The sequence below is a fragment of the Porcibacter vitabionis genome (assembly GCF_046263795.1).
GTDB lineage: Bacteria > Bacillota > Clostridia > Lachnospirales > Lachnospiraceae > Lachnocurva.
This window is the reverse complement of record NZ_JBJYZD010000003.1, coordinates 25,013-48,981: the sequence shown is the minus strand read 5'-3', so window position 1 is coordinate 48,981 and position 23,969 is coordinate 25,013. Positions and strand designations below refer to the sequence as shown.

Below are 23,969 nucleotides of genomic sequence, written 5' to 3'. Positions count from 1 at the left end.
ATTAGCCTGTCAGCTAGTACACCTTTATACTATGCTCTGATAAATAAGAAATTGTGAACATTCTGTGAACGATTCATAAAATAAATAATAATTATTACTATTTATTACAAAATGGAATGGATGGGATCTTCGTATGGAATGAGAGAATCGCAGGGGAGTCTGATCAGATTGTGATAGATATAGTTGAACTGGAAACAGGTGCGCAATCCCCTTCCTCAACGAAGTAGGGAGGGGGTAGCACCGTCAACAACTATAATCTTACGGAAAGGAGAAGTCTTATGGCAAATAAAGCCTATGTTTACGCTATATACCCAAATAAAGAACAAGCTGAATTATGCCAAAAGACTTTTGGCTGTTGCAGGTTTGTGTATAATCAGATGCTTAGTGTACAACAAGAACGATATAAGAATGGAGAAAAACATCTATCCAAACTGGCAGCGAATAATTACTGCACCCAACATCTAAAGAAAGATTTTTTATTCCTAAAGGAAGTTGATAAATTTGCCCTAAACAATGCAATTTTCCATTTGGCTGATGGTTTTGACAGATTTTTTAAAAAACAAGGCGGTTATCCTAAGTATAAGAAGAAACATAAAGCAAAGAAAACATACACAACGAACTTTACGAATAACAACATAGAAATTGGTGATGATTATGTCAAACTGCCCAAGTTAGGGAAAGTAAAAGCTAAAATACACAGAAAACCGAATAAAGATTGGAAACTTAAATCAGCTACAATCACTCAAAATAGGGATAATACATACCAAGTATCTATTTTATTTGAGTATGAAACCAAGGAATCAGATGCTCCTGTAACATCAAAGAGTACATTAGGCTTGGATTATAAATCAGATGGGTTATATGTAGATAGCAATGGTAATGACTGTGATATGCCACATTACTCTAGATTGTCGCAAGATAAGTTAGCAAAGTCACAACGTAAGCTGAGACACAAGACGATTGGTAGTAATAATTATCGTAAACAACAAAAGAAAATAGCCAAGATACATAGACACATAGCCAATCAAAGAAAAGATTTTCTACATAAGAAGTCAACTGAGATAGCCAATCAGTACACTTGTGTATGCGTAGAAAATCTGAATATGAGGTCTATGGCGAATAAAGGCTTCGGAAATGGAAAAGCTACTTTAGATAATGGCTACGGAATGTTTGTAAACTTCTTGGAATACAAACTAAAAGACCGAGGTGGTTATCTGGTAAAGGTAGATAAATGGTTTCCAAGTTCTCAACTCTGTCATTGGTGCGGATATAGGAATGAAAATCTCAAAGACCTTAAAATCCGTAAATGGGATTGTCCTCATTGCGGTCACAAAGGAATAGATAGGGATTGGAATGCCGCTATCAATATCAAGGCAGAAGGATTAAGAATCTTGGAATCAGCGTAACTATAAACAATAGGGTAGGAACTATCCGAATTTACGCCTGTGGACATTGTATAAGACGAGCCAACAAGGTAACTTGTTAGGAACGCAGTAGTGGCTGAAACAGGAAGCTCCGACTTCAAATACGAAGTATTAAGTTGGAGTAGTTCACAAAGACAAGGAACTGATCGTTAAATTCCCTTTTGTAACAAACATCATGGCAAAATGACTGTAAGATACAAAATAACGGATCCGGGTATTTGAGAGAATGGAGTGGAAAGGGGCGAACTGGCGGTTTGGTGGTTGAATTTAGCCCGAAAGTGGGTATAATATGTTCATAGTGCGTTTTTGGGTGCACTGAACCATAAGCCTGATACGCCAGGATGAAAACTTGTCGGATAGAGCATGAAATGCAGATCAGAAAGGATGGATAGAAGTCCGGATCGGCATAGATATGAGATTTTCGCAAGCATCCGGCTGAATCATATCCCACAATTTCATTGACCACTTGAAAGGAGCCATCCAAATGGTATCAACTGATATCGGAATCGATCTTGGAACCGCCAGCATCCTCGTTTATGTTAAGGGGAAGGGCGTTGTATTAAAGGAACCGTCGGTTGTTGCTTTTGATCGTGATACGAATAAGATCAAGGCAATCGGTGAAGAAGCTCGTCTTATGCTCGGACGTACTCCGGGTAATATTGTAGCTGTTCGTCCCTTACGTCAGGGTGTTATCTCTGATTACACCGTAACAGAGAAGATGATCAAGTACTTCATTCAGAAGGCACTGGGCCGGAAGTCTTATCGGAAACCGCGGATCTCGGTCTGCGTTCCGTCAGGTGTTACCGAGGTCGAGAAACGTGCCGTTGAAGATGCGACATATGCAGCCGGCGCAAGAGAGGTTTCCATCATTGAAGAGCCGATCGCCGCAGCCATTGGCGCAGGAATCGATATTTCCAGACCTTGCGGCAATATGATCGTAGATATCGGTGGTGGTACTGCAGATATCGCTGTGATTTCTCTGGGTGGATCCGTTGTCTCTACATCGATTAAGATTGCCGGAGATGACTTCGACGAAGCCATTGTCCGTTATATGCGAAAGAAGCACAATATCCTGATTGGTGAGCGTACCGCAGAAGATATTAAGATCCAGGTTGGAACCTGCTATCCGCTCCCTGAGCCGATGACCATGGATGTCAGAGGACGTAACCTGGTGACCGGACTTCCGAAGACCATTGAAGTCTCTTCCGAAGAGACCGAGGAAGCCCTTCGTGAGCCGACCCTTCAGATCGTAGAGGCTGTTCACAGCGTACTGGAGAAGACCCCTCCGGAACTTGCAGCCGATGTCTCCGAGAGAGGAATCGTTCTGACCGGTGGCGGCTCCCTGCTCCGTGGACTGGAACAGCTGATGGAGGAGCGTACCGGCATCAATACGATCACAGCAGATGATCCTATGACCTGCGTTGCCATCGGAACCGGTAAGTATATCGAGTTCTTAGCCGGAGACCACAAGGATATCGAGTAACAATTTGCCCCCCGGACGGGATCTCTCCTGTAGTGACTGACACAGGAGAACCCTGCCCGGGGGATTTTTTAACTTTTCGACCGTTTAGATAAGTCATGATGAAACGAGAATTTCCATGGAAGGATGGAATGGATCTTGTTTCGACTCTATCGCAGATGAATTTTGGCAGAACAGTGATAAATTGCGGCGTAAAACCCACGGGCTGCCCGTGGGAGTAGTCAGTACAGAATAGGAAATAGAAATGGCAGACGAGGCAAGAAGGAATCAGGAAGCGGAGCAGACGCCGGGTTTGAGCGGCTATGTATCCAATATTATTTTCCGGAATGCGGATAATGGTTATACCGTTTTAGAAATAAAGACCGAAGAAGGACTGGAGGTCACGGCAACGGGGATCTTCCCTGCAGTTTCTGAAGGCGAATCGCTGAACCTCTATGGGGAATATGTGGATCATGCGAATTACGGCCGCCAGTTCAAGATGACGTCTTATGAAGAGACCATTCCGACCGACCGGGATGCCATCCGCCGTTATATCGGATCCGGCGCCATCAAGGGGATCGGCCCGGCTCTGGCTGCCCGGATCGTGCGAAAATTCGGTGATGACACCTTCCGTATTATGGAGGAGGAGCCCGAGCGTCTGAGCGAGGTGAAGGGGATCTCCATGAATAAGGCCATGGAAATATCAGACCAGATGATCGAAAAAAGGGATCTCCGCGCGGCCATGCTCTATCTCGCCAAGTACGGGATCCAGGGCAATCTGGCTGTTCGGATCTATGATACTTATGGGATCGGCCTCAGGGAGGTCCTGGAGACCAATCCTTACCGCATGGCAGAGGAAGTTCGGGGGATCGGTTTCCGCGTCGCAGACGAGATCGCCCAGCGGGTCGGAATCCAGGCAGATAGTGACTACCGGGCCCGCTGTGGTATCCTCTATGTTTTGAACACGGCTGCCGGCCGTGGTCACACCTTCTTAAGGAAAGACGATCTTCGAAGGGACCTTACGAACCTTCTCGGCATGGAAGTGGACAATCTGGACCAGATCTTGGATGGCCTTCTTGTAGACAAAAAAATCCGTGTCGTGGAAGGCGAGGAGATCTATACCACAGCCCTCTATCGGCTGGAGGAATCTTCTGCCCGTATGCTTCTGGCCTTGGATGAAAAGGCAGACCGGTTCGAAGGGCGTGTGCCTGACCATCAAGCCGGACCCTTTTTGAGAGAAGATGGAAAGCAGGACCGGGGCAGAATCTCTGCACAAGATCCGGAATTCGAGCGCCGGCTGGATGAAACCATGCAGGAGAGCGGCCTCGACCTCGATGAGAAGCAAAGAGAGGCAGTGCGGCAGGCGGCCAGCCGCGGGGTCTTCATTTTAACCGGCGGACCGGGAACCGGTAAGACGACGACCATCAAGGCCATGATCGAATATTTCCGGAAAGAAGATTGTGACATCATGCTGGCTGCGCCGACCGGGCGGGCAGCCAAACGAATGACCGAAGCGACCGGCTACGAGGCCAGGACCATCCACCGCATGCTGGAAGTGCATGGAGGTGGACAAGAGGAGGGAAAAGAGGGGTCTGCATTTGACGGGGAGAGGGAAAGGGCGGATGTCTTCGAGCGGAATTCGACAAATCCTCTGGAAGCGGATGTAGTGATCATCGATGAAATGTCTATGGTGGACATCTATCTCTTCCATGCCTTGCTTTGCGCCCTGCCGACAGAGGCCAGGTTGATTCTTGTCGGCGATGTGAACCAGCTGCCTTCGGTCGGGCCGGGAAATGTTCTGAGGGACATCATTGATTCCGGCTGCTTTTCGGTCGTCCGGCTGGACAAGATCTTCCGCCAGGCGACGGAGTCGGACATCGTCATGAATGCCCACCGGATCAATCATGGTGAGGAGATCCGCCTGGACAATAAGAGCCGGGATTTCTTTTTCCTGAAACGTTATGATGCCAATGCCATCATCGGACTCATGCTGCATTATATCCAGGGCAACCTGCCGGCCTATGTCGGGGCGAAACCGCTGGAATTGCAGGTTCTGACGCCAACCCGGAAGGGACTGACCGGTGTGGACCATCTGAATCAGGTCTTTCAGGAGCGCCTGAATCCGCCGGGACCCGATAAGGCGGAATTCGGCAGCGGAGATCGGATCTTCCGCGAGGGGGACAAGGTCATGCAGATCCACAATAACTATCAGACAGAATGGCGGATCGAAGGGAAAAACGGCATCGTTCAGGATAGCGGCAGCGGTGTTTTCAACGGGGATATGGGGATCATCAGGGAGATCAACCTCTATACCAGCAGTATGACCGTGGCTTTTGATGATGAACGGCTGGTGGATTATGATCTGAAGGAGTTGTCGGATCTGGAGTTGGCCTATGCTGTGACGATTCATAAATCGCAGGGCTCCGAATATCCGGCGGTTCTGATCCCGCTTTTGAGCGGACCTCAGCCTCTTATGAACCGGAATATCCTTTATACTGCGGTGACAAGGGCGAAGAAATGTGTTGTCATTATTGGAGATGACCGGGTTTTCCGAAACATGATCGCCAATGCTTCGGAAATGCGCCGGGATACGGGCTTGAAAGACCGGATTCTGGAGAACCTGCCACGACAAGGGCAATAAAAAACCTCCCCGAGACCTTCTCGGGGAGGAACATTTATTTGCTCTTTGAGCTATTTTCATTTGTGATTCGCTCGGTAGTGGATCCGGATGGATGTTCGGCCAGATAGTCAGAAATCGAATGGAAGGATTTTCCGAGTGTCAGATGCAATTTCTGGCAGACATCAGGATTATAGAGCTTGGCCAGGGTGGAACCGGGAACGGATTCAATCTCCATGTTGCCCGGGGTTTCATTTCCAACCAGGATCCGGTAGACCTGCTGGCCGGCGGCATAACCAATGGCATAGGGGTCGAGATACATGGTGACGGCCATATTGCTTCCGGCATCCAGATCACCGGCAAGGGTCGTAACGCCGGCAGATGTTCCGATGTCGGAGATCAGCTTGGACTGGTCTCTTAAGTAGCTGTTGGGCGGAAGGATCAGAGCGCTGCATTCGCTGGCTGCTGTCTGGAGGATCGCAGTATTTGCTGCGGCGATGCTTTCCTCCGTAACAGGGGCCGGGGCAGGGGAAGGAAGGCCGGTAGTCCCGGCCGCATTGGGATCCGTAGAACCCTGTGCGGGGCTCTTGTACCAGTTGTCTGACTGCTTTGGCGTCCGGGCACTGGAAGTGTCATTCAATCCCTGAAGATCGGCGCCCACGAGGTCTTCCGGGCTACTGTAAGTCCCAGCCACAGAGTTGGGCGCTACAATCTTGTTGGGCAGAATGACTTCATTGGAAGTGCCGCTTTGGGTTGCATTTTTCAAAGCGGACTTGGCAACAATGGTTGACTGGAGTTCGTATTCCTTCCAGGGGATTCCGGCTTCGGTCAGGTAGGTCTCCATGGTTTCGTTCTGGGCAATGGCGTCGCTGTCGTCGGGGCTGTAAAGCAGACCGACAGATGTGACATTCTTTGTGGCTTCGATCATCATGGAAATATAGTCCGCCAGGGGGATCTTCGATGAGATCCCGGTGATGTTCATGCTCGTAGGATCGCTCCAACTGTCACCCTGGAGGTGCAGGGTATTTCGGATATTTAAGACATCCATGGCAACGATAGGAAGACTGGAAGTGCTTTCTGAAGCCGCGGTAAGTGCAGATGTGCCTTCGGCGGCAAGCAGGGCATAGGTCTTGTTTTCTTTGGAAGACGAGCCGAGAAGCTCATTCTCTTCGTCAGAGGAACCGGCATTGACAATCTGAGATGCCAGAGAAGATACCGAATGCTGGTCGTCTGCGGTTTGGATGGTGAGCGTGTAGTGCTTTTCGCCGAGCGTGTCTGTCAGAGCATCGCGAAAACCGGCCTGAATGCTGGAAGTGCGGTCGTTCGATTCCGTCGCAAGAAGGGCAATCGAATAGTTGGTATCATCCGAATCTGAGATCGGTTTATATTTCGCCGTGGAATTCGTTTTCTTGTCGGCGCAGCCTGCCAGAAGGCTGACAGAAAGCATGCCGCAGAGGGCGCTGGCAAGGGCCCTTTTGGCAAGGGAATTTCGGGCCATTGCCCGCTTGGCCTGTTTGGAATTTTGTTTTAAAAAATTACGCATGATATGCATCGTATGACCTCTTATGAATTGTTCCGGCAATCGTAAATATAGCTTGATTCGTCAATGCTGTCAAATGGGCAGAGGACTTACAAATATAAAATTTTCACAGAGGGGGAGAGTTATGAAAAGAGAGAAGGCAGGCAGGCAAGCAGACCTTTGGAGTCAGGTGCAGGAAAGGATTAGAGAGAAGGCAGGCGGTCGATCGGGCCTATGGGGGCAGGTGTTGGAAAGGATTAGAGAGAAAACAGGCGCTCGATCGAGATTACAGCAAGGACCATGGGGCAAGACCCTGGATCTGGCCGGGAACCTCTTGTTTCCACCGCGCTGCCCGGGCTGCGATGAGTTAGTTCCAATCACCGGCATCGGATTTTGTGAGAAATGCAGACCGCAAATTGAATTGGTTTCCGGACCGGTCTGCATGAAGTGCGGGAAGAAGGTCAATGCTGAGCGGCTGAGCCTGGGAAACCTGGAAGACCCATACCGGGAACAAGCAAGTAATGACGCAAACATGGTTCGGGAATTGGCAAGAAATTCTGACCGGAAATCGGCAAGTTGTCTCTGGCAGGGAGAGAAAGCCTGGAATGCCTCTGCTCCTATCCTCTGCGACGACTGCAGGAGAAATCCCCATGTCTATGATAGCGGGAGAGCGGTCTACATTTATCAGGGGATCATGAAACAGGCGATCTACCGTTTCAAGTACTCGAATCGAAGGCAGTACGGGCGGATCTTTGCCAAAGATGCCATGAAAAATCCCGATTTAAGAGGATGGCTTCGAATGATCGGCCGGCCCTCGGTCATTATTCCGGTGCCGATGTTTGCAAAGAAGCAGAGGATCCGGGGATACAACCAGGCGGCGGTCTTCGGGCGGGCACTGGGAGAATTTCTGGGGTGCGAGTGCCGGGAGGACATTTTGACCCGGGAAGTGGACACGCCGGCCTTGAAAACATTAGCTCCCGAAGAGCGGAAACAGGCACTTTTTCGTGCTTTTCAATGCCATGCAAGTGATGTAAAATTAAATAGAATATTACTTGTGGATGATATTTATACGACCGGGGCGACGGTGGATGCGGTCAGCGCCGTTCTCCGCGAGGCCGGGGCCGGGCAGATCTATATCCTCTGCATTTGCATCGGACGAGGACATTACAGCCAAAGGGCCTGAAGCAAATGACTCTTTCCGGGAGAGAAAATGACAGCCAAAAGGCCTGAAGCGAATGACTCTTTCCAGGAGAGAAAATGACAGCCAAAAGACCTGAAGCAAGAGGGGAAAACAGCCATGCTGGATGAAAAACGAGTTAAACTCATGACGAAGATCGCGCTTTCCGATAAAAAGGATCACAGGGATCTGGAAATCGCCGAAGAATACACCGCCAGAGACTATGTTTCCATGCGGCTGCTTCAGTCCTTTGTGATTGATACACTTCTCTATCTGGTCCTCTTTGCGGCCGTTTCGATCTTCGTATTCTATCGTTATATCACGACCATTCACGCGTCGACATTGCTTATGGCCCTTTTCCTTGGACTGGTCTTCTATGTCCTCTTTCTTTTTGTTTTGATGCGGGCAAGCGGCCACCAGGCCAGGAAGACTTATGACAGGGCGAAAACCAAGCGAGCATCTTTTGACAAGCTCATGAACGAATTGCGTGATTTGTACGATGAGGATGAGGAACAGGAGAGCCCCCGATCAGAAATATAACCCAAGATAAGGAGACAAGGCATGCCAAAGTTTATCCAGTTCAGAGATCTTGTGAGATCCTTTATATCACGTCATGAATACCTGGTCCGGAGGATCTGGAACGCAGTCATTATGCTGATCAGCATGTCGGCAATCTTACGGTCTTTTCCGGTGGATGGCCTGTTTGGCAGTACAATGCTGAACGGACTGATCATTCTGCTTTCGATTTTTCTGCCCTTCTCCGGCTGTATGCTGGTTCTGACGGTGGTTCTTCTCCTTCATATCAGCGTGATCTCGATCCCGGCAGCTGTGATCATTGCCATGACCATGGGCCTTGGCGGGCTGATCCTGTCACATTACCAGTCCAAAGCCAGCTATGAATTGATCCTTCTTCCCGTATTTCGACAGATCGGTCTTCCATTCATGACTCCTGTCGCAAACGGACTTCTGGGCCAGCTGAACGATGTCGCAGGTATTGTGGTGGGCGGTCTGGTCAGCTTTATGATTCGTACCGTATCGGATAATCAGGCACTTTTGGCGGACAAACAGTCCAATAGCAACCTTCTGAACCTCTTCATGAGTCAGGTTTTCCAGAATATGGAATTCTACTTCTATCTGGTTTCCGTGATTGCGGTTTTTCTGATCGCCTATCTGATTCGGACGGCGCATATCCGCTTTTCCTGGGTCATAGCGGTCATAGCGTCTCTTCTGGCGGAATTTGTCATCATGTTTGCCGGCTGCCTCTTCACAGGGAACCGGGATGATATCGGAGGCCTGCTCCTCGGCAATCTGCTCTCTCTCGCCATCGGACTGGTCATGACCTATTTCTTCATGGATCTGAACTACCGCCGGATCGAGAAGGTCCAGTACGAGGATGATGATTATTATTACTATGTGACTGCCGTTCCCAAGGTTCATATGCCGAAGGAGAAGAAGACGGTCAAGAAGATCACGAATAATTAATTAGTTGAAAGGTATTGCGTTGACCAAGTTTATTCAGCAAGTGGAAGGTTTCCTGGAAGATTACTTCCAGATGGGGATCCCGGACATCCATGTGACCGATGTCGCTGAGATCATTATCATTGCCTTCTTCCTCTATCAATTCTTAAAATGGATCAAGTCCACAAGGGCCTGGATGCTGTTTCGCGGCATCCTCATTATTGTGATCTTTTTCCTGGTAGCCGCACTGCTTCGCATGTCGACCATCCTATGGCTTGGCGAACGCCTCTTGAATTTCGGAATGATCGCCCTGGTCGTCGTTTTCCAGCCGGAACTTCGAAAAGCCCTGGAACAACTGGGCAGGAAGAATATCTTCGGCATCTTTACCTTTAACTTCGGGAGAAATACAGACCGGCGCTTTTCCGACAAGACCAGGACCGAACTGGTCAAAGGATCGTTTGAAATGGGAGCCGTGAAGACCGGCGCTTTGATCGTCATCGAGGGTGACATCCAGCTCAACGAATATGTCCGGACCGGCATCGAGGTCGACGGCCTGGTGACAAGGCAGCTCCTCATTAATATTTTCGAGAAAAACACCCCGCTTCATGACGGCGCCGTGATCGTTCGTGGCGACAGGGTGGTTGCAGCGACCTGCTATCTGCCTTTAAGTGACAGCATGGAGATCTCCAAGTCCCTGGGCACCCGCCACCGGGCCGGGCTTGGTATCTCTGAGGTCTCCGATGCAACGACCATCATTGTTTCTGAGGAAACCGGCATGATCTCCGTTACCAGAGACGGAAAACTCTATCATGACCTTACAGCCGACCAGTTGACCGATATGCTGAAGCAGATCCAGGATCTGGCCAAAGATAAGGACAAAAACGAGAAGCAGGAAGGAGATGGCCATGAGTAATAAAGTCAAAGCAAGGCTCCACCAGATCTTCCTGAATAATCTGGGCTTAAAGATCAGCGCCATCGTGATCGCTATCCTGACCTGGTTTTTTGTTGTCAACGTTGAGAACCCTTCAACGACGCAGACGTATACCACCAATGTCCGGATCATCAATGCCCAGACCCTGACGGATCAAGGCAAGTATTATGAAGTCGTTGGATCTCAGACGGTTTCCTTTCGTGTTACGGCCAAGAGAACCATTCAGCAGAAGCTGACCAACAAGGACTTTACGGCAACAGCGGATATGAACTATCTGGGAGATGATAATGAGATTCCTATCACGATTTCCGCAAGGAATTATTCCGGCTCGGTCTCTATTTCCGCCACGCCTCACTATCTCCGTCTGAAGCTCGGCGATCTGCAGACCAGCCAGTTTACGATAGACGCCCGGTCGACCGGAACGCCGGCCTCGGGCTATGTCGTTTCGCAGGTGAAATCAGATCCGGAAGTGATCACGGTGGACGGGCCGAAGAGCATTGTGAATAAAATAGAGACCGTCACGGCAACGGCCAATGTGGATGGCATTTCCGAGGATCAGACGGTTTCGGCAGTGCCAAAATTCTATGACAAATCCGGCAAGACGATCGACACGTCAGAATTAAAGCTTTCGGCGGATACGGTCAATTTGAAAGTCACCATTTCAAATAGTAAGACGGTTCCGGTGACCGTGAAAACCAGCGGAAGCCTGCCCAATGGAGAGGAGCTGGATTCGATCACGGTGGATCCGCAGGAAGTCACTATTTCCGGATCGAAGGATGTCTTAGGAGGGATCACTTCGCTTGAGATCGGTCCGGATGTTGTTGATCTTTCGAATATTACATCGAACTGGGAGACAACGGTCGATCTGACTTCCTATCTGCCGGAGGGAGCTCTGCTTGTAAATGCAGATGACAGCAAGGCGAAAATCACCGTCAAGCTGAAGGAAGAGGGACAGAAGGCGTTCGACGTTCCGACGGCAAATTTGTCGATTCAGAATCTGGGCAGTGGTCTTGGCGGAAACTTTACAAGTAGTACCGTCAGCGTTACGATAAGCGGGCCGAGCACGGAACTGAACCAGTTGGATGGATCGACCCTGACCGGTTCTGTGGATGCCAGCGGACTTGCGGCCGGAAAACATGTCGTTTCTGTCACCCTGACCCTGGGAAGTAATCTGATCCAGACACCGGCAAGTACGGAGCTTGAAATCAAGACCTCGACGAACGGAAATCAGACGAATGGGAATGCATCGAATGGGGCCGGTTCGGGAAAAGCGGGTTCCGGGAGTTCAGGGACATCGAATGCAGCGGGGTCAAATTCACAATAGTTGAAGGCAGGTAATCATAGATGAGTGCAAAAGTGCAAGCACTGCTCCTATCATAGTCAGTCACAATAATTTACATCAGGCAATCGTAAATGAGTGACTAAAGTGCAAGCGCTGCTCATATTATAGTTTCATTCAATAGAGAGGAAAAAACCATGTCAAGAATGTTTGGTACAGATGGAGTACGCGGAGTAGCAGGAAAGGAGCTGACCATTGACCTTGCCACCAAGCTCGGTCAGGCAGGAGCATATGTCCTGACCAAGGAAGAATCCGGTAAGCCCACCATTCTGGTTGGCTGCGATACACGAATCTCCGGCGGCATGCTTGCCAATGCCATGATTGCCGGGATCTGCTCAGCCGGTGCCGATGCCATTTATGTCGGCGTTCTGCCGACACCGGCCATTGCCTATCTGACCAGAAAGCATAACTTCAGCGCCGGTGTTGTGATCTCTGCATCCCATAACCCCATGGAATTCAATGGCATCAAGTTCTTTAACCACGAGGGCTACAAGCTTCCGGACGCACTCGAAGATGAGATCCAGGCGGAGATTGAATCGGGCATGAAGGACATTCATTTTCCAACCGGTGAGAAGGTCGGCCGGGTCACCTATGCCTTCGATATGGGGCAAGAGTATATTGATTTCGAGAAAAGTGCAGTCCCGGTCGATCTTTCCGGGATGAAGATCGTCGTCGACTGCGCAGAAGGTGCATCCTATCATACCAATGTGCAGACCCTGAAGGACCTGGGAGCAGAGGTTGTCCCGATTCACATCCATCCGACCGGAACCAATATCAATGACCATTGCGGTTCCACCCATATGGAGGAGCTGATGCAGCGCGTTGTCGAGGAAAAGGCAGACTGCGGTATCGCTTTCGATGGGGATGCGGACCGGATGCTGGCGGTCGATGAGAAGGGCCATATGGTTGACGGTGACCAGATCATGGCCATCTGCTCGAACTTCATGAAGGAGAAGGGAATCCTGAAGAAGAATACCTGTGTCGTTACCGTTATGAGTAACCTTGGGTTTACTTTAATGGGCCAAAAACAGGGCATTAAGATCGCAACCACGCAAGTTGGTGACCGTTATGTGCTGGAACGGATGAAGGCAGAGGGGTATAATATTGGAGGTGAGCAAAGCGGCCACATTATTTTCCTGGATCTGAATACGACCGGAGACGGACTGCTATCCGCCCTGAACCTTCTGAATGTTATGGTTGAGGAGAAGAAACCTCTGTCGGAACTGGCTTCCATTATGGAGGTCCTGCCCCAGGCCCTGATCAATGCCAAGGTCCCGAACGACCGTAAGGCAAGCTTCCATGACTATTCCGAAATCTCGGAAGCCATTCAGAAACTGGAAAACAAATTCGCCGGCCAGGGTCGTGTCCTGATCCGTCCCTCCGGAACCGAGCCACTGGTTCGTGTCATGATCGAGGGCAAGGATCAGAAGGAGATTGAAAAAGACGCAAGAGAGCTGGCAGACCTGATCGAGCGGGTGATGAACAGCTGATTCTTGGAGCAATATAGGCCGAAGGTGAAGAGGGGGCTTCGCCGAGGCAGGGGATGCTGAAAAATTGAGACTAAAGAGGCCAGAGACGAGAATTCGCCGGGGCAGGGAATGTTGAAAAATTGAGACTAGAGAGGTCAGAGGCGAGAATTCGCCGAGGCAGGGAATGCTGAAGAATTGAGACTAGAGAGGTCAGAGGCGAGTATTCGCCGGGCACCAGGAAAGGGGTAGACATGGTAGCAAAGAAATTCCAGATTGTAAATCCGACAGGACTGCATCTTCGTCCCGCCGGTATGCTCTGTGACACAGCACAGAAATACGATTCACATATCACATTCAAGTACAGAGGAGAGAATGAGGCCAATGCCAAGAGCGTTCTATCGATCCTGGGAGCTGGAATTAAATTCGGCGACAGCATAGAAGTGATCTGTACCGGACATGATGAAGTTGAGGCGATGAATGAGATCGCCCATCTCTTCCAAAGCGGATTTGAGGCGTAGTGAGATCTTTCAAACAATAATAAGTAATCCCCGGTCTTAGAGGTCCGCCCATAAAACAATGGGCGAACCTCTGAACCGGGGATTATATTCTACAATTCAATTCCACATCCCTTCAGGAGTTCTCTGGAAGAATCCAGGGAATCTACTCCATGCAGATTCTTGATCGGGGCGAACTCCTTCTCACGGATAACCTCATAGGGAACCGTATCATTCATGAGACGGATCATATCGACAACCAATGTCTCAAACTTATATCCATTCGGCTGCTCCGGCTTTACAATGCTGCCGTCCTTGTCCATGTAAGGGATCTTCTTTTCCACAACATGAACCGGCAGGCGGTCTCGCATGATCTTCTCCAGTTTCTCAACCTGGAAGAGATAATTCAGAATGACGCCCATGCCATAGGTCAGGCTGCCGTCTGCGTTCCGCTCCTCGGCCATATCCTCGGTCATCTCATAATATTCGATGACGCTGGGATGACCATTTTCGCGACAGACAACTCCCATTTTCTCGTGAGGGTCATTCTTAGCAATGACCTTGGAGCCGCTCTCTGCACCGGACTGGATGGTTGCACCGACAAATTCCGGTGTACACATTCTCTGAAGGGGATTGTCAACGGCGAAAATGTTGATCCATTCGATTCCCCTCTTATGCAGGTCATCGAGGTATCCCGCCTTGGCAAGGGACGAGAACCAGCCACCGTTTCCGTTCGGAGAAGTTGCCAGTCTTCCCGGCCCCTCCATGAGAAGCTTGCCATCGTAATCAACTGCTGCAGCCATCTCCTGAACAAAGAAGTGAACCATAGCCTCCGGATAACCGAAATAGTCATGCTCCTTGAAGAAAGCCCTGGTGTCTTTATCATTCTTTTCTGAGGTCATAATATAGAGCGGGATCGTAACTTCTGTCTTACCTGCCTGATAGTTTCCATCAGAAGTCGGATCCGCTTCTGCGACGACCTCTTCGAGATTCTTCATCAGCTGCTCGAAAAGGAAAAGCTGGTGAGTCAGACCAATATTAAGCTCTCCCTTGGGACGGTCCAGACCAAGCCGGGTGCCCATACCTCCGGCCAGAAGGCAGGCAGCTACTTTTCCCGCCCGAATCGCTTCGAGACCGGTCTTCTTGAAGGACTCCTTCTTTTCTTCGATCTCAGAAACCGTCAAAGCAGGAAGAGGAGACAGGGCTCCGGTCTCCATTTTCTCATGATTCTTCGCCTGGGCAATCACATCCCAGTCCAGCTCACTAATTTGCTTCAAAAGACCTGCCTTTTGATCAGAAGTCAGGTCATCAAACCCCTCAAGTACCTGCATTTGATCATGGGCCAGCAAAACTTTCTTTGCTTCTTCGAAATTCATATATCCTCCTTCGCTGCATGAATGGGTATTGCAATTCACATTCCAATTTCATAGAAAACATCGTGGATTGGGCGATAGAACTTGCATTCCATGAATACTGGAATGGTTGGCAAGCCATGCATACTTCTTAAATTCGGTGTGAATTTGTGCAAATACACACCTTTCATAACATTGCTAATTCTATACCTCTATCGATATAGAGGCAAGTATGTACTTGAATTAAGACCAGGGACACTTGGCTTAAGCGGCAAAGGCCACTTGGCTCAGGTATCAAAAGGCTGCGAGGCTATGAATACGAGCAAATATCGTAGGAGAAGGAAAATTCTAAAAGTACGATAGTTGCTGGTCTAAATATAGCCAGTTTTAGGCTCAATTATCGTAATATATACCAAATTGAAAAATCGGATAGGGAATCACGATTACGACTATCTTAATTTTGAACATGGGCTTATATTACGATAAATGCCCGAGGGAAAGGCCCCGTCACTATCTTAATTTTGGACATGGGCATGTATTACGATAATTGTCAGAGGGGAGAGACCCGTCACTATTATGCATCAAGCAATAAATCAATTCATGCAACCAGCAATCAACCAATTCATGCAGACAGCAAAAATCCCATGGCCATGCCATGGGATTTGTAGAAAACAATAGAAAACCTTGTTCGACTAATGCTTGGATTATGGAAAAAAATACAAGTCCAGTCATATTACAGAAATCTTCTATTACTCCACCGTAACGCTCTTAGCCAGGTTCCGGGGCTTGTCGACATCCAGACCCTTGGCAACGGAAGTGTAGTAGCCAAGCAACTGGAGAGGGATGATAGCCAGGGATCCGATGAAGTGCTCGTCTACCTTTGGAACATAGACCGAGAAGTTCACCTGGTCCTCAACGTCATACTTGCCATATTCCGTGAGTCCCATGAGATAGGCACCACGGCTCTTGCACTCGACCATATTGGAGATGGTTTTCTCGTAGAGATCACTCTGGGTCAGGCAACCGATGACAAGGGTTCCATCCTCAATCAGAGAAATGGTGCCGTGCTTCAACTCGCCTGCAGCATAAGCCTCCGAATGGATATAGCTGATCTCCTTCATCTTCAGAGATCCTTCCAGACAGATGGCATAGTCAATGCCACGACCGATGAAGAAGATATCCTTTGCATTGGCATACTTTGCAGCAAACCACTGGATCCGCTCCTTGTCCTCAAGAATCTTTTTGATCTTATCCGGAATAGAGAGAAGCTCATCCAGATAGAACTGGTACTTATCCGGCTCTTCCAGAGACTTCCGAACCCGGCCAAATTCCAGGGAGAGAAGGAAACCGCAGATCAGCTGGCAACTGTAGGCTTTGGTCGTTGCAACCGAGATCTCGGGACCGGCCAGAGTATACATGACATAGTCAGCTTCCCGGGCAATCGAAGAACCAACCACATTGACGATGGCCAGAGTCTTCAAACCTTCTTCCTTGGCCAGGCGGAGAGCTGCGAGAGAGTCAGCGGTCTCGCCGGACTGGGAAACAATGATGACCAGCCCCTTCTTATTGAGTTTCATTTTCCGATAACGGAACTCGCTGGCAAGTTCACAGCGGACCGGAAGATCCGTGAACTCTTCCATGACATACTGGACTTCCATGCCGACATGCCAAGCAGAACCGCAGGCTACGAAGTAGATCTGCTGGAAAGAACGAATGTCGTCGTCCGTAAGGCCGACTTCCGAGAGGTCTATCTTTCTCTCGTCGCCTTCCCCTTGAATGTACTTCCTGAGAGTGTCGCCAACGACCTTTGGCTGCTCGTGGATCTCCTTCAGCATGAAGTGCGGGAAACCGCCCTTTTCAGCAGCGGAGGAGTCCATGTCGACATGAACAAGCTTCTTGTCGACGGTATCGCCGTCCAGGTTGTAGAAAGTGATCTGATCCGCGGTAACGCAGGCCATCTCAAGGTTGTCGATGTAATAGACGTCGCGGGTATATTTCAGAATGGCTGGTACATCGGATGCGATAAAGTTCTCGCCCTTGCCCTGGCCGATGATCATGGGGCTGTCCTTACGGGCACAATAGATCTCGCCAGGATGATCGGTGAACATGACTTCCAGAGCATAGGAACCGCGAACCCGGACCATGGTCTTGGCCAGCGCATCGATGGGGCCGACCTGGTACTTCTTATAATAATAGTCCACAAGCTTGATCAGAATCTCGGTGTCAGTCTCAGAATAGAATTCGTAACCGTGACGGAGGAGCTTCTCCTTCAGTTCCTGATAATTCTCGATGATTCCGTTATGAACGCCGACCACTTCGGACTCGACCGGGCCGGAGCCGGAACCGGTGCAGTTGCCGGAAACATGGGGGTGAGCATTGATTACACTAGGTGCACCATGAGTTGCCCAACGGGTATGACCGATGCCACAGGTGCCTTTCAGGGCCTTGCCTCCATCGACCTTGTTCGAAAGGTTCTGAAGCTTGCCGACTTCCTTTACCACAATAGCCGGGGACTCGCCATCCCGGACACAGATACCGGCGGAGTCATACCCCCGGTATTCGAGTTTTGACAGACCATCCAGAAGAATGGCACCTGCCTGTCTGTTACCAACGTAACCTACAATTCCACACATAGAATTCACCTCATTATATTCTTAATTAAATTCAGCTATTTAATTCAGCTAATACATATTCAATGGATACAGATCTGACGGTGGAAGATCTAGCTGACAAAGATTCTGCTCATACAGATTGATCGGATCCGCCAGATTGCAATACCAATGGAAGCAATTGTCAAAGCAATTATCGAAGCAATTATCATAGAAAATCAATAGAACTAGTATATACGATTTCTAACAAGAATGCACGTCTTTTAGCATATACCGATCAGGTTTGATGGGTGAAGACAGGAAGGATATGGGGCGGGGAATTGGAAGGACATGAGGAGGTGCATTGCATGAGGCGAGGCAGGAGAAAATTCAATATATGAAATTATTTTGGAATCATGCGCATTTTCAGCCTGAAAAGGGCCATTTATCGCCCTAAAATTCGATATATGAAATTATTTTAATTTCATGCTATAAAACCGCCCCAAAAATACGCATGAAATAAAAAAGATTTCCTATATCGAACAAACCGGGCAGGAATCCGCCTGCACAGGCACTAGAAAGCGCATGAAACAGAAAAGATTTCCTATATCGAACAAATCGGGCAGGCACACCAGGCAGCAATCCGCTCGAGGAAGCATCGGAACTCGAGTAAGCATCGGGATATACATGCCACAAAAGAAGGTTAAAAAGTCCGTTGAGATCATAAATTATACTGGAAAAACTCTGTAGAAATGATAAATTATTATAAACAAGAATAAACAAAAATAAACACAGATAAAGAACATACCTGACCGGATAGACACCATAGACACCTGATAGACAAAAGAGATTAATCTTCGGAATGTAATATTGAGAAATGATAGATGGCAGACAGGGATCAACTTCAGGAGGAGAACTTGGATATATGACAGAAATAGAGAATCGTTATATGAAAGATTTTCAGGATCTTCAGCCTTCGTTTCATGAAGATGATGACCAGGGGGAATATACGGATGCAAGAGTATTGCATCGAGACAGCCAAGCCGCCCAGCCCAGCCAGTTCAGGCAATCACCTGCCAACCAGCAACAAACAGACCAGCTACAAAAAGACCAGCAACAAAAAGACTTCATGGGGGATCCATACCAGGAAGAAAAAGACCTTTCCCTCTACCGCTACATCGGTCGACAGCAGGATGAGGATCGCGTGATCCGCCTGCTCCAGGCTGAGCCGGGCCCTTTGGCTCTGACAGGTGTCTATGGTATAGGAAAAAGGACTTTCCTTCAGCATCTTGCAAATCGTTTGAAGGAAGAGGAAGACTGGATCGTTGTTTCGTCACCCATACCACTTACGGACGAAAAACCAGCCGATTTGAGGACTCCCTCTGGCAGATCCAAGGCCGAAGACAGATCGATTACCTCAAAACGATCACAAAGTTCGTCCGATTCACTCAGACCATCCACTCCATCCTCCACATCGATTTATCAGACTTTATGCGAAGAGATCTATCAGGCAGCAGATCCTGCAATTCGCAAGATGATTGAAGTGATCAGCGGCATCCGCATCGAAAACGGCATGATCTATATCAATGCACCCGGTGAGAAATATAGATCGATCCAATATCGGATGCTTGCGAATTCTATGGTCCGTATCCTGAAGGAAGCCGGCTCCAGTCTCCTGATCATGATGGGATCAAACACAGACGAGTCAACCACCCCAGGCAGCAGGGCAGGCACAACATACTCTGCAGACACTGACAGTGCCGAGCTGAGAGACCTCATCGCCTTCTGCCGCGGCCTTGCTAAGGGAGACTATCCCATATCCATCCTAATGACAGCCAGATTAAAAAACCGGCTTCCCATCCGAAGCTACCCCTTGGAAATGCTGAATCCCTGGGACATTAAGGAAGCCTATAACCAGATCTTCACGGACCGGCTTGGTCTGGGGGAAGAAGACCTGCTTCAATTAACGAGGATGACAGGCGGTTATCCCCTGGCTTATCAGATGCTTCTCGACCAAATCATAGAGAGTCCGGGAATAAATTATAACAGACTTTTGTCTATCGAATCCTCCTATCGGACCAATATGTTCCGTAAGGTCTATTACCAGCTATACCAGCCCCTGTCCCGAGTTGAGAAGCAGATCCTGGATATCATGAAAGAATTTCCTGAGGAAGATGTGCCTATCACCTATATCTGCGAGAAACTGGAACGACCGAAATCCTACTTGTCCGTTTACCGAAACCGGCTTCTGAAGGAGCAGATCGTAAGGACAGACATACGAGGAACGTTACGCTTTACATTTCCCATGTTTCGTGATTTCCTTAGAGAATACCAGATTCTTTTTCAAGGGAGATCATGAAGGGAGAGAAGAGGGCAATCAGGCGCATAAAATATTTCAACAAGAGCGAATTCACCAAGAATGGATTTCACCAAGAGCGGATTCGCCAAGAACGAATTTCAACAAGAACGGAGAACAATATATGAAGAAATTTACAACAATCATGGGAAAATTGGGCGACATTCTGGAAATCATACTATCGATCTTCGTCGCTCTGGCAGCCGTTGCTGCCGTGATTTCCTTTGTCCCGGAATTTTTCGGCATGATGACGAACGGCCTGGGGTTAGGGGAACTTTCGGAAGTCTTAGAAGAAATCCTTACAGTTGTAATCGCGGTTGAGTTTCTTAAAATGCTTTTGAAGCCGACCAGCCTGACGGTTATTGAGGTTCTGATCTTCTTAATCGCAAGACATATGATCCTTCAGCAGACGACACCAACTCAGGATCTCATTTCCGTTATCGGGATCTGCCTGCTTCTGGCGGCAAAACTTGTGATCAGCCATTATAAAACACATCAGAATCTGCCCGGCATTGACCGGATGCAGACTCCGGAAACAGGGAATACCTACACGACAGCACCCTACCGGGCAACTTCAACAGATCATGCAGATCAGGAACAAAAAGGGGCACAGAGCCCAGCCAAGCAAAGGATCTACCACGACCTGGTTCGCGAAGCAGATTCCATTCAGGACAAGAATGCCGATGAGTAAGAACGAGAATTCGACGACGAATCAAGACCCTGTCACTCAGAAGGTCTACACCACCGGCCAGTTCGCCGAGAAGGCCCATGTGACCATTCGGACTATCCGTTATTATGACAAACAGGACATCCTGAAACCAAGCTTCTGGACAGAAAGCGGAGCCCGTCGCTACACGGACTCCGACTTCGCCAAGCTCCAGCAGATCCTGCTTTTTAAGTATCTGGGCTTTTCACTGGACGAGATCCGAGAAATGACGATTGCATCCAGAGACCCGGCCAATCTGGTTGAATCCCTTGGCATTCAGAAAAAATTGATCCAGGAGCGGATTGAGCAGATGGAGGCTATGCAGGCAGCCATCGACCGGACAGTTGGACAACTGAAGCGAGTGCGGAAGAAGACGCAGTCAGACGAAGAAAAAAAGCGTCTATCCGATCCGGCGGGACGGCATAAAGCAGATCGCGGCTCTACCGCCCAGGATCCGGGACAGCATAAAGCAGATTTCGGCTCAACCGCCCCGGTCCCGGGACAGTATAAAGCAGATCCCGGCTCTACCACCCCGGATCCGGAACAGCCCTTGCAGGAAATCGACTGGTCCTCCATCCTGAGCCTCATTCACCTGACGGCCATGGAAGACAGTATGAAAAGCCAGTATCAGGACGCCAGTAATATCAACGCCCGGATCCGCCTCCATCGGGACTTTTCCACCAATCCGGAAGGCTGGTTCCACTGGATCTTTCGCCAGTCTGAGATCGAAACCATGGCCGACCGGGCCCCGAAACCCTCCGGCCGGTCCGTCCAGCTTAACTACGATCGGCCCCGCCTTCTGGAACTTGGCTGCGGGAACGCCTCCCTCTGGGTGGACAATATAGACCGAATCCCAAGTAACATCTCCATCTGTCTGTCCGATCAGTCAGAAGGGATGCTAAAGGATGCCAGGCAGAATATCAAAAGGGCCTACCAGACGAAAGTAGATGCACTCGGAAGCCCGCGGAATATTACTTACCGGGCTTTCGACTGTACCCACATCCCATTCGATAAGGATAGCTTTGATCTCGTGATCGCTGACCATCTGTTGTTTTACTGCAAAAATCTGCAGCAGGTCCTGTCAGAGATCCGGCGCGTTTTAAAACCTGGCGGCCGCCTTCTGGCATCCACCTATTCTTCCCGCCATATGGCAGAGATCACAGAACTTGTGCAGGAATTTAATCCCGACATCGTCCTTTCGTCAGAGAAACTCTATGAGCGCTTTGGCCTGGAGAATGGAGAAGAGATTCTGAAAGCCTTCTTTCCCAAGGTACAATTGCTTCGATACGAAGATTCGATTGAGATCAAAGAAGCAGAGCCATTGATTGCCTACATTCTTTCCTGTCATGGCAATCAGAACCAGCTGCTTCTCAATCACTATAAGGAATTCCATGACTTTGTGGAGAAGAAAGTGGAGAAAGGGTTTCATATCACAAAGGATGCAGGGGCCTTCCTTGCCGAAGTTTGAGATGATATAATGCTCATAGTGTTATGTCTCACCACCATGCATGAAAAGCATGTTTTATGAGTATTAACGATTGTGTGTCATATGTCTCGCCACCAGGCATGAAAAAGCATGTTTTATGAGCATTAACGATCGTGTGTCATATGTCCCGCCCCCACGCATGAAAAGCATGCGGCTGGCGGGAGTATCGTAGCAGGGAAACCACGCGTAATCATAAATGAGAGTCATAAGCTGTTGATTTAGTAAGAAAGCGAGGGAAAATTTGAAACAGTACGATTATTTAGTTGTTGGCGCCGGCCTCTTCGGAGCCGTCTTTGCCCATGAAATCACGAAACGCGGCAAGTCCTGCCTGGTCATCGATAAGCGGGATCACATCGCCGGCAATATCTACACGGAAAAGGTAGACGATATTAATGTCCATCGTTATGGAGCACATATTTTCCATACCTCGGACCGGGCAATCTGGGACTACATCAATCAATTTGCAGAATTCAATAACTACATCAACTCCCCGATCGCAGTCTACCATGACGAGACCTACAACCTGCCTTTTAATATGAATACCTTCTCCCGTATGTGGAACATTCGAACCCCCAAGGAAGCCAAGGCTAAGATCGACGAGCAGCGAAATGCCTATATCGAAGAAATGAAGACCAAGCGCAAAATCCCGGCCGATCAGCCTTTTGAACCGCAGAATCTCGAAGAACAGGCCCTGTCTCTGGCAGGCCGTGATGTCTATGAGAAACTGATCAAGGGTTATACTGAAAAGCAGTGGGGACGCCCTTGCACAGAGCTTCCGGCCTTTATCATCAAGCGCCTGCCCTTTCGCTTTGTCTATGATAACAACTATTTCAACGACCGCTATCAGGGGATCCCGATCGGCGGCTATACACAGATCGTGGAAAAAATGTTAGATGGGATCGATGTACGTACCGGAGAAGATTACTTCAAGGTGGTTGGACGTGCAGAACCGGAACCGAAGGCAGAGGCTTCTGATTTCCCGGAGGATGAGATCATTGTAAATCCCCATGCTGGCGTCCTGTCGGATGGAACGACCTTCCTCTTTGACAAGATTCTTTTTACCGGCCAGATCGATCAATATTATGATTACCAATTCGGTTCTCTGGAATATCGCTCGGTCCGTTTCGAAACAGAGGAATTGGATACAGATAATTATCAGGGCAATGCAGTAGTGAACTATACTGCAAAGGAAGTGCCTTATACCCGAATCATCGAGCACAAGCTTTTTGAATTTGGAAAAGGGGATAAGACCATTATTTCCCGGGAATATTCTTCTGAATGGAAACCAGGAGTAGAACCTTACTATCCGGTCAATAACGAGAAGAACAATGCCTTGTATCAGCAGTATGCAGATCTTGCAAAAAGAGAAGAGGATGTCCTGTTTGGTGGCCGTCTGGGACTCTATCAGTACTACGATATGGATAAGGATATCGCTGCAGCATTAAAGCTGGTGAATGAAATATAAGATGCTACAGCATTAAATCTGGTGGATGAAATATAAAATAATGAAAAAACTGCTTGACAATGACGTTACGTCACCCCTTATAGTATGTTCACACAAGATAAGAACGTAAATATGGTAGCGGTTCGATTC

Annotated in this window: 17 protein-coding genes; 14 read left to right on the top strand and 3 right to left on the bottom strand. The window is 48.8% G+C overall.

Translation table 11 applies throughout. The features are described from left to right. The first annotated feature begins 278 nt into the window (after positions 1–278). From ACKX2L_RS03470 to recD2, 3 genes are all read left to right on the top strand, one after another. Positions 279–1,406 carry an RNA-guided endonuclease TnpB family protein gene (locus tag ACKX2L_RS03470; protein WP_497552616.1) on the top strand — a complete coding sequence of 376 codons (1,128 nt, stop codon included), beginning with the start codon at positions 279–281 and terminating at the stop codon, positions 1,404–1,406. 502 nt (positions 1,407–1,908) lie between these two features. Continuing rightward, positions 1,909–2,907: a rod shape-determining protein gene (locus ACKX2L_RS03465; protein ID WP_497551962.1), complete on the top strand. Its 999-nt coding sequence runs from the start codon at positions 1,909–1,911 to the stop codon at positions 2,905–2,907. A gap of 241 nt (positions 2,908–3,148) precedes the next feature. Then, entirely contained in the window at positions 3,149–5,524 is a 2,376-nt protein-coding gene (gene recD2 / locus ACKX2L_RS03460; protein WP_497552615.1) for an SF1B family DNA helicase RecD2, read from the top strand. Between the two features lie 34 nt (positions 5,525–5,558). Here recD2 and ACKX2L_RS03455 read toward each other — a convergent pair whose 3' ends face one another. Further along, positions 5,559–7,052, bottom strand: a complete 1,494-nt coding sequence (locus ACKX2L_RS03455) for an ABC transporter substrate binding protein (protein WP_497552614.1) — start codon at positions 7,050–7,052, stop codon at positions 5,559–5,561. 112 nt (positions 7,053–7,164) lie between these two features. Between ACKX2L_RS03455 and ACKX2L_RS03450 the strand changes: the two genes are divergently transcribed. From ACKX2L_RS03450 to ACKX2L_RS03420, 7 genes are all read left to right on the top strand, one after another. Continuing rightward, positions 7,165–8,202 (top strand): ComFC family protein, encoded by a 1,038-nt coding sequence (locus ACKX2L_RS03450; RefSeq protein ID WP_497551959.1) that lies wholly within the window; start codon positions 7,165–7,167, stop codon positions 8,200–8,202. Positions 8,203–8,316: 114 nt separating this feature from the next. Further along, positions 8,317–8,736, top strand: a complete 420-nt coding sequence (locus ACKX2L_RS03445) for a hypothetical protein (protein ID WP_497551958.1) — start codon at positions 8,317–8,319, stop codon at positions 8,734–8,736. Between the two features lie 21 nt (positions 8,737–8,757). After that, the gene (locus ACKX2L_RS03440) at positions 8,758–9,678 is read left to right on the top strand and encodes a hypothetical protein (RefSeq protein ID WP_497551957.1); all 921 of its coding nucleotides are present in this window, start codon (positions 8,758–8,760) and stop codon (positions 9,676–9,678) included. A 19-nt stretch (positions 9,679–9,697) separates the two neighbouring features. Next, positions 9,698–10,567, top strand: coding sequence for a diadenylate cyclase CdaA (gene cdaA, locus ACKX2L_RS03435; RefSeq protein WP_497551956.1), 870 nt, complete (start codon positions 9,698–9,700; stop codon positions 10,565–10,567). Then, positions 10,560–11,909, top strand: coding sequence for a CdaR family protein (locus tag ACKX2L_RS03430; protein WP_497551955.1), 1,350 nt, complete (start codon positions 10,560–10,562; stop codon positions 11,907–11,909). Before cdaA ends, ACKX2L_RS03430 begins: the two co-directional genes overlap by 8 nt. Positions 11,910–12,061: 152 nt before the next feature. Continuing rightward, a complete protein-coding gene (gene glmM, locus ACKX2L_RS03425) occupies positions 12,062–13,414 on the top strand; it encodes a phosphoglucosamine mutase (protein ID WP_497551954.1) in 1,353 nt (450 codons plus the stop codon). A 230-nt stretch (positions 13,415–13,644) separates the two neighbouring features. Next, positions 13,645–13,911: an HPr family phosphocarrier protein gene (locus ACKX2L_RS03420; protein WP_497551953.1), complete on the top strand. Its 267-nt coding sequence runs from the start codon at positions 13,645–13,647 to the stop codon at positions 13,909–13,911. Between the two features lie 89 nt (positions 13,912–14,000). On the opposite strand, the gene ACKX2L_RS03415 is transcribed toward ACKX2L_RS03420, so the two are convergent. Together ACKX2L_RS03415 and glmS are read right to left on the bottom strand one after the other, a co-directional pair. Next, positions 14,001–15,263: a UTP--glucose-1-phosphate uridylyltransferase gene (locus tag ACKX2L_RS03415; protein ID WP_497551952.1), complete on the bottom strand. Its 1,263-nt coding sequence runs from the start codon at positions 15,261–15,263 to the stop codon at positions 14,001–14,003. 725 nt (positions 15,264–15,988) lie between these two features. Next, complete coding sequence (gene glmS / locus ACKX2L_RS03410; RefSeq protein ID WP_497551951.1) at positions 15,989–17,872, bottom strand: glutamine--fructose-6-phosphate transaminase (isomerizing); 1,884 nt, start codon at positions 17,870–17,872, stop codon at positions 15,989–15,991. An 880-nt stretch (positions 17,873–18,752) separates the two neighbouring features. Here glmS and ACKX2L_RS03405 point away from each other — a divergent pair. The 4 genes from ACKX2L_RS03405 (at position 18,753) to ACKX2L_RS03390 (ending at position 23,840) form a co-directional block, all read left to right on the top strand. Then, complete coding sequence (locus tag ACKX2L_RS03405; RefSeq protein ID WP_497552613.1) at positions 18,753–20,186, top strand: DUF8462 domain-containing protein; 1,434 nt, start codon at positions 18,753–18,755, stop codon at positions 20,184–20,186. A 121-nt stretch (positions 20,187–20,307) separates the two neighbouring features. Next, on the top strand, positions 20,308–20,874 hold the full coding sequence (locus tag ACKX2L_RS03400; protein WP_497551949.1) for a phosphate-starvation-inducible PsiE family protein: 567 nt from the start codon (positions 20,308–20,310) through the stop codon (positions 20,872–20,874). Further along, positions 20,867–22,357 (top strand): MerR family transcriptional regulator, encoded by a 1,491-nt coding sequence (locus ACKX2L_RS03395; RefSeq protein WP_497551948.1) that lies wholly within the window; start codon positions 20,867–20,869, stop codon positions 22,355–22,357. Before ACKX2L_RS03400 ends, ACKX2L_RS03395 begins: the two co-directional genes overlap by 8 nt. A gap of 259 nt (positions 22,358–22,616) precedes the next feature. Further along, entirely contained in the window at positions 22,617–23,840 is a 1,224-nt protein-coding gene (locus ACKX2L_RS03390; protein WP_497552612.1) for a UDP-galactopyranose/dTDP-fucopyranose mutase family protein, read from the top strand. Positions 23,841–23,969: the final 129 nt, after the last annotated feature.

Coding starts and splice junctions, on each gene's coding strand:
- ACKX2L_RS03470 (WP_497552616.1), top strand. CDS start 279: ATGGCAAATAAAGCCTATGTTTACGCTATATACCCAAATAAAGAACAA.
- ACKX2L_RS03465 (WP_497551962.1), top strand. CDS start 1,909: ATGGTATCAACTGATATCGGAATCGATCTTGGAACCGCCAGCATCCTC.
- recD2 (WP_497552615.1), top strand. CDS start 3,149: ATGGCAGACGAGGCAAGAAGGAATCAGGAAGCGGAGCAGACGCCGGGT.
- ACKX2L_RS03455 (WP_497552614.1), bottom strand. CDS start 7,052: ATGCATATCATGCGTAATTTTTTAAAACAAAATTCCAAACAGGCCAAG.
- ACKX2L_RS03450 (WP_497551959.1), top strand. CDS start 7,165: ATGAAAAGAGAGAAGGCAGGCAGGCAAGCAGACCTTTGGAGTCAGGTG.
- ACKX2L_RS03445 (WP_497551958.1), top strand. CDS start 8,317: ATGCTGGATGAAAAACGAGTTAAACTCATGACGAAGATCGCGCTTTCC.
- ACKX2L_RS03440 (WP_497551957.1), top strand. CDS start 8,758: ATGCCAAAGTTTATCCAGTTCAGAGATCTTGTGAGATCCTTTATATCA.
- ACKX2L_RS03430 (WP_497551955.1), top strand. CDS start 10,560: ATGAGTAATAAAGTCAAAGCAAGGCTCCACCAGATCTTCCTGAATAAT.
- glmM (WP_497551954.1), top strand. CDS start 12,062: ATGTCAAGAATGTTTGGTACAGATGGAGTACGCGGAGTAGCAGGAAAG.
- ACKX2L_RS03420 (WP_497551953.1), top strand. CDS start 13,645: ATGGTAGCAAAGAAATTCCAGATTGTAAATCCGACAGGACTGCATCTT.
- ACKX2L_RS03415 (WP_497551952.1), bottom strand. CDS start 15,263: ATGAATTTCGAAGAAGCAAAGAAAGTTTTGCTGGCCCATGATCAAATG.
- glmS (WP_497551951.1), bottom strand. CDS start 17,872: ATGTGTGGAATTGTAGGTTACGTTGGTAACAGACAGGCAGGTGCCATT.
- ACKX2L_RS03405 (WP_497552613.1), top strand. CDS start 18,753: ATGACAGAAATAGAGAATCGTTATATGAAAGATTTTCAGGATCTTCAG.
- ACKX2L_RS03400 (WP_497551949.1), top strand. CDS start 20,308: ATGAAGAAATTTACAACAATCATGGGAAAATTGGGCGACATTCTGGAA.
- ACKX2L_RS03395 (WP_497551948.1), top strand. CDS start 20,867: ATGAGTAAGAACGAGAATTCGACGACGAATCAAGACCCTGTCACTCAG.